Here is a 7,548-nt window from a genome sequence, read left to right as displayed (position 1 = left end):
TCTACAGCTTCCCGCTCATCGTATGAGACTTCGATATCTACTTTCTTTGCTGCGATATTTAATTCTACGGTTTCAACCGACCAAGGTGATGAGATTCCTAAAAGGAGAGAGTAATGTTTTTCTAAGTTTTCGTTTGCGTTCATTAGGAATATTATTCATTGGTTATGTTATGATTTTGCAATGACGAAATTTGCTCGAAACTCATCTGCAACCTCTTCTCACCGTCATTTATGAAGTAGTTTCTTCCCACGAAATTCTCCGAAGGGCCACCAATGTGTAGTGTTCATTATAAGGCCCTTACTAACTTTGGAAATAAAGGTTGAAAAATCTAGTTTTTTCTCATATTTGTGGGTAAGGTTATGACTCTCTACGGATCGCGTTGTGGGCATCATTCAAACGGATGGTTTTGAATCGTATGATTCTCTTTTGAAAACGAAATCAAAAATTCTTCATGCAGGTTGTTGGAATCATGCTCGGATGAGATTTTTTGAAATTTTAAAAATTGATTCTAAGAATGTTCAAGCCGAATGGATCGTAAAAGAGATTCGTAAATTGTATGCGATTGAGTCAAAAGCTAAAGAAGCAAATCTAAATTCGGAAGAACATTTGAAACTCAGGCAATCAGAATCCAGGCCGATTGTTAACGAGATTCGTTCCTGAATGAACAAACGGATGGTTGAAGTTGCTCCCAAATCTTCGATGGGGAAAGCTCTTTCGTATCTTGCCGGGCAGTGGGGAAAGCTTCTTGTTTTTTTGGATCATCCTGAATTGCAATTAGATATGAATCTTGTCGAGAATGATATTCGTCCCTTTGTAATCGGTAGAAAAAATTGGCTCTTCTCCGGTTGTCCGCAAGGAGCAACTGCTAGTGCAGGATTCTATTCTCTAATTCAAAATGCTAAAGTGTGAGGAATAGATCCTTACGCGTTTTTGCGAGATCTGTTTAAATCTTGGGAAAGGGAGCAGAGAAGACTTGCTTGGACTGATTTACCACAATTCTGGGAGCCTGTGTTTCATTAGTCGCTTACCTTTAGTGGATGGTTACGATTGTATTACATGTCGTAGCGATAGAAAGTTTTTAACCATGTGCTGACTTAAGCCATTCTTTTACCTGTAGTGGCCTTCTGGATAAATTAAAAGTGTCCCAGCACTCAACAATTGGGTATTTTTCTTTAAATCTTTGATATGTTTGTTTGAAAATTGACTCATGGTTTGGCGAATTCGTTTCGTTGCAGTCCCAAAATGGGTGTGATAGTAATATACAAATTTCTTTATTTGAAATTGAGAAGGAAACTACCTGGATATCGGATTCATTGTTTCGTAGAATTTTTGCATTATAGTTTTCTGCAAGAAATTTGGCTAAATATAAAGAGCTGTTGGTTGTCCAATCCTTTAGCAGAGGATACCCTTGATCAGAGCCATTTAGACCACATTCAAAATTTGGGTCGATCATTGTTTGGAGATAGGTGAGGCCAAGTTTCCAATCTAGAAGTCCGTGGTAAGCTTGGTTTCCATATCTAAGCAAGCATTGGTAGCATGCTTCACTGCATCGATGATTCATATGAAAGAATTCCCTAATTAAATTTTCAGACTCTAATTTATTTTCCAATAATCTTAAAATACGCGGTATTCCATTTTCCTTTTCTGCGAAATATGCGCAATAACCAGCACCATTAATTAGTCTATCTGCTATCTGCAATACCATTCGTACTGGACTAACTCCATAGAATCGAGGTTCTAGGACCTCAAGCTCTTCTGGGTCAATATCTAAGTATTCGGCTATCCAGTTAACAATGAAGAAAGTCGCAGAGATTGCTCCTGCACGAATACCTAACCATCTTTCGCGAAGACCGAATTTATGAGGAAGAAAAGCAAGTCCAGGGGCAAATTGATCTGCCGCTATATATATTGAATCTGTTGTTTTCGGGGCGGCTAGCCAAATGTTTTCAGTCGTTTCTGCCCTTTGCCAATCTGATTCGATTGAGGATTCGATAATCTTCTGATGATCTAATATGAATTGGTGTCTTCTTGATAAAACACTTGTGCTAGTTACATCAACTACATTAAACCCTTGTTTTGCGGGACCCCTATTTAGACGATATGTAAGAGCCACTTCATCTAAGTAGACTCTTAACGAATGTTTTTTTCCATTTTCCTGAGTGAAGAATGGCTCTAATAATATTTCTTTTCCCTCAGCTTGCAAACTTTTCTGTCTATTTCCAATTCCTTCTTCTATTTGAGCCTTTACTGGATTAAAATTTGTGATAAACGCTGCGGGAACTACGCATTTTACTTCCGTTTCGAAATTTGCACTTTTACATGCAGGACAGTTGATGGGATGCTCACCTCTTTGCCATGCCTTGCATTCAGAACATTGAAACAATTGAAAGCTTTCAGAATAGGCATTATTATTTAAGTAAATTACATCAAGATTTTCTCTATATCTTGTGTATTTTGAAAAAGTGAATTGTGGAGTGAGGCCAATGCTTTTGTGCTCTAATTTATCTCTTACTACAGTAGAGAGGGGAGCAAATTCAAATATAGCTATTTCAAGATCTCGATCTACTTGAACTGTATCAAAATCATTTCCATTCTTATTAATTTTCACGTCGATATATAATGGCCTTATTCGCGTTGGTAACCCATACATAGGAAAGAGTCCGTAGTCGGCTAGAGCATGCCCTAATCCGAGATTAGTTGCAGCATATAGTCGTTCATGAATGCTCTTGATGAGTGAAGAGCTGGATATGAAAGGTTTTTCATCCATTTCGGAAAACATAGTATTTTGGAATTCTTTAAGAGCTTGAATTACCAGTTCTGAATTTAACGCATTGGCAAGCTCCTTTTCCCATTTTTGTGAAGGGTTTAGGTAAGCTGTAACGGGGATAAATTCACCGTGAATATCAGGCTGTATGATACTCATTATATCACCAAGAAATGGCAAATCTGACTCTCGCGCGGTTTCTCGAAGTTCTTTGAAAGCAAGGTTTATCCAATATTTCCATAGAAATCGGCGAGGGATATTCAGAAGCCGTTTAACTAAGAACGGAGCCGGTGGTGGATCTCCAGTAATACGATCTGGGTGTCTAAAATAGAATAGATCATGGCTTTTGGATCGGCATATTGTTAGTGCAATAGAAAAAGCTTGCCCCCTACGGCCTGCTCGTCCAACTCTTTGTTGATAGTTAAAACGCTGCGGTGGCATATTTGATTGCAATACTGCATTCAAATAACCAATGTCAATCCCTACCTCCATCGTGGTAGTAACGGACAGGACATCAATTTCGGCAACTTGTTGAGGTGGTGGGGTTTCACCTTCTGCGTTAATGAAGATTCCTCTGAATCTTCTTTGTCGATCTGCTGGATCAGTTGTTTGTCCAGTTAATTCTTCGCAACGCATTCTAAAGAGGCCGGCGTTTTTATTATTCGTATTTAGTGTTCGTAAAACCTTTTTTCCTAGGAAGTTTTTTTGTTGTAGAACTTCGGCAGTTTCACTTTGGGAAGTCTTGAGCTTGGAAAAACAGCGTGTACATATACCGAATCCGTAGTGGAGGTGAACGCGCGAGCAAGTCTCGCATCTATATACAATATCCTTTGGCTGAGCTAGGTAAATTCCGATTGAGATGAGTTCAATTATACCACCACGATGCCCATAGCTTTCTAGTTCTTGAACTGCGCTCCAAAGCGGGTCCTTCCATTGATCATCTCCCCAAATTACCTTTGCGAATTCTATAATTCTTTTTGTTGTGATTTGGGAGGGTGAATCCCATGCGTTATCCTCAGGATCACCGTATTGTTCAATTCTTGGGGTATATCGATAACTATCAGCTAATACTCGCATCAGCGAGCTTAATTGTTCTCTCCTTTCTTTTTGGATTGAATGTTCACAGTTGTAAATGGAGGCATACCCTAATCCGGTTTCTTCTAAGTTGAAATATGTTTTGCCAAAAATTACTTCTGGCATATTACGAAGTAAATTCGTTATTAATTTGATTTTAGCTTCATCAATTTCTGGGCCTGGTCTTTGCTTGATATGATTCACCCATCGTATATTTTCATTATCAGAAATTTCAAATAATTCATACCATTTAAATTTAGTATTTCTAATTTCGATTTCTTCTATTCCTTGAGCATCGTAAGGGTGAATTCCAAATTTTACTAGCATCTTGATGAAAGGAGAAACCACATCCCGTGGAGCGACATTGATTTTTTCGATTAATGCATTTAACGGAATGATTCTGGATTTTACTTCTTCAGAATTATTATGAAGATTTTTTAATTTTTCTGTTAGCTCAGTTATTTGTTGATGACTGCTATTTTGAACTGCAAGCGATAAATTTAATAAACATTCTTTCTTTTTGATTTCTAATTCGGATTCGGATCCCAAGTTATTGAGATATTGATTTAATGAGATTAGAAGGGCATCTCTATAGAAATCTTGGTGGTGACGTCTTTCTAATCCTAATGCTGCTCTCGCTGCATCGTTTCTGCTATCTGAAAATGAGACTAATTTGGCCTGACTTTGATCTGAATCAGTATGTGCTTGAGCAGATAATAGCTCTGATCCAAGGAGTTCGGTCGTTCTCGCAAACCCGACACGAAAGTTTCTAACGGGTGATTTTCGACCTTGTCCAGGTGCGCGACGTGAATAATCAGTCCCACATTTTGGACAGGCTTTGGGGACATGTGATTCAGATTCATTGCGAACAAGGTCATCTATTTCAAGATCATAATAATACCCAGACAAAACATTATCTTTAGAAGGCTTTTGCTCAAAAGGACTTGGTCGAGAAACAATGCCTGATTCCGGATCAAAGAGGCCGTGTCTCCATGCTGGTCTAAAAGGACGAGGGTGCTTTTGAGGTATATCAGGTATAAGATTTGTTGGCCAAAAAAGGATATATTGATTAAAGTTTAGATGTTCGAATAGCGGTGAAGGAGCATCATCCGGTAATCCATCCAATTTACTTTCAAATGGAAGTAGTTCTGCGATATTGTTATTCCCTAGTTCGCTGGGCTTTGCTCGCATACCGCCATAGAATAGTTCCCCACAAGCTTCACAGTACAATAGTTCGAATAATCGTAGGATCTTTTCGGTGCCGTCTAATAGCTTAAAATTTGCTGTTGGTTCTCTTTCAATTGATATTTGACCAATTGGGAAGACTCGCTTTACCGGAATTGTATAATCCTTATCGTTCGCAAATTTTGCCCCCTTAATTGCGGGACCATATAGTCCTTCGATACTTCGAAAAAAAGTGTGAATGCGGAAAGACTGAAGAAGAGAATCTTTGGAAGGTTTGAATCCAGATGTTGAAATATGCCCGCGGATAAACAGTATGATTCTTCCCAATTTTATATAATCTTCATTCTCTTGCAGTTCTCCAAATAGTCGTGTGACCAATTTGCTCAGCGGAATTGGTCGCGTGCGTTGGTTCTCAATGCACGCGAAATAAATTCGTTCAGTTAAATTGCGTGCAATATTGAAGATTAAAGAATCAAAATCGCCATCAAAGTTGATTCTAAGGTGATTGCCGATGTTTTCCCATAGTTTCGCTCTAATTGATTTTGAGTTGTTGTCAGCGGTAAATAGATCATTCTCGATAGTTTCGCTGAAGAAGTTTTCATAAAGCTCCAAAAATGGCGTTGGCGCCAGCATTCCAGGCTGATTACTCTGTAAACTAGGTTTAATTTCTTCCCCTCGAATAATTGCGTCTTTCCAGATTGAATTTTGTTTTTTACCATCTAGAGTCATTGTGCCATGTGTTCCGAAGAAATCTGACAAGTAAGAAACGTTTTTGTCCGTTTGTGAATCTATTGATTGTTCAGGTAGTGAAGCAGTTGAACCAAGGATATGTAGCTTATGAGCGTGCTTTGGATTATCTAATCCCAACCGATGGATAAGTAAACGTACAAGAAATGAGATTTCCGTTCCTGCTGAACCTCTTTGTAAATGCAATTCGTCAAGAACTAAGTAGAAGTAAGAATTATCGTCTGATTCTATCCATGTGCGAGTAGAGGAGAATATTGGATCTTCAACCTCACGGGTTAACATGGTATTCAACATGGAAAAATTTGTTATGAGAATATCTGGTGGAGTCAGTTGCATATCCCATCTTGAAGTAAGTTCACTACCATCGATTGCTGGGAACATAAACGGATCATCACTTCCATGCGCGGACGCTGGTTGTTGTAAATGATAAGCTTTATTGTTCAGTATTTCCGACTGTCGCTTACGTGCTTCTTGCTGAGTTAATTCCATCTCGACTGTAGATTGAAAAAGATCTTGAATTGATTTTCTAAAACGATTTACTGCCTTCTTTCGCAGTTCTTTATATGAGTATTTTAGATCATTGTAGGGGTAGACTGGAGTTGATTTTAAAAGAGGGTCTTTGTTATCAATTTTGATTAAGTTTTGAAAACCAGGGTGAATATTGGGAAACCCTGTAACAGGAGTTTTACTAGTATATTTTCCAAAAAATATTCGGTTTCCTCCGAATTCTAAATCCATCACTTCACGCGCTTCTGCTGAATCTAAGGCTCTACGTAGCCTAACTAGCTGATCTTCAACTAAGGCGTTCATTGGATAAATTATTAAAGCGCGAACTGCCTTAGGTCGTTTTTCTGATTCATATTTCCTATGTAACTGAAATGGAGAACGGTCTGGGAATCTTAGATTAGGGAGTAATTTAGTCGGTAACATATAGTCTTCATGAATAGCTTGCTTGCTTTTAATATCTCTATATGGTTTTCCGTTTTCGGGATTATGCCACCATCTTGTTTCTAGGAACCCAATTTCTGGCTTAGGCCATTTTAGCGCTTCGCGGCTTATTGCGGCAAGTATCGGCATTAAAAAGGCTTCGGTTTTTCCAGATCCTGTACCAGATGCAATTATAGCAGGCTTACCTATTTGAAGTCCTTTGCTTAACATTTCCATTTGATGTGAATATGGATTAAAGCTTGGCTTATTATCTTTAGCAACGGGAATTAATCCAGAAAGAAGCAACTTAATGAATGTGCTACGTTCTTTTTCTGAAAATTCTTTTAACGGATCATCCGTATCTATAATAGGTTTTTTTAGATCGTTAAATGAGTAGGTGCAGGTTTTATATTTAGGTAGCGGTTCGATGAGGCCCTTCGGAGAATTTCGTGGGAAGAAACTACTTCATAAATGACGGTGAGAAGAGGTTGCAGATGAGTTTCGAGCAAATTTCGTCATTGCAAAATCATAACATAACCAATGAATAATATTCCTAATGAACGCAAACGAAAACTTAGAAAAACATTACTCTCTCCTTTTAGGAATCTCATCACCTTGGTCGGTTGAAACCGTAGAATTAAATATCTCAGCAAAGAAGGTAGATATCGAAGTCTCATACGATGAGCGGGAAGCTGTAGAGTGTCCGGATTGTGGTAAAAAATGTCCTCGGAAAGATCATACAGAAAAAAGAACCTGGCGCCATTTGGATACGATGCAATTCCAGACATTGATTCATGCTCGAATCCCACGCGCTCAATGTGAAGCTCACGGCGTAAGAAACGTAAAGTTAC

The 7,548-nt window shown here is 38.5% G+C and carries 2 protein-coding genes and 1 pseudogene; 2 read left to right on the top strand and 1 reads right to left on the bottom strand.

The window, feature by feature from the left end; translation table 11 throughout:
• Nucleotides 1-384: 384 nt before the first annotated feature.
• A pseudogene (locus LEP1GSC194_RS22105) lies at nt 385-1,020 on the top strand (IS66 family transposase); the annotation flags it as partial.
• A gap of 58 nt (nt 1,021-1,078) precedes the next feature.
• Here LEP1GSC194_RS22105 and LEP1GSC194_RS01690 read toward each other — a convergent pair.
• The gene (locus LEP1GSC194_RS01690; RefSeq protein ID WP_020772002.1) at nt 1,079-7,003 is read right to left on the bottom strand and encodes a DEAD/DEAH box helicase; all 5,925 of its coding nucleotides are present in this window, start codon (nt 7,001-7,003) and stop codon (nt 1,079-1,081) included.
• A 250-nt stretch (nt 7,004-7,253) separates the two neighbouring features.
• On the opposite strand from LEP1GSC194_RS01690, the gene LEP1GSC194_RS01685 reads away from it, so the two are divergent.
• Nucleotides 7,254-7,548 (top strand): transposase family protein (locus tag LEP1GSC194_RS01685; protein WP_036040663.1); only part of this gene is annotated, 295 nt, incomplete at its 3' end.

Source organism: Leptospira alstonii serovar Sichuan str. 79601, assembly GCF_000347175.1.
GTDB classification, from domain to species: Bacteria; Spirochaetota; Leptospiria; order Leptospirales; family Leptospiraceae; genus Leptospira; species Leptospira alstonii.
This window is presented reverse-complemented; position numbering and strand designations above follow the sequence as displayed.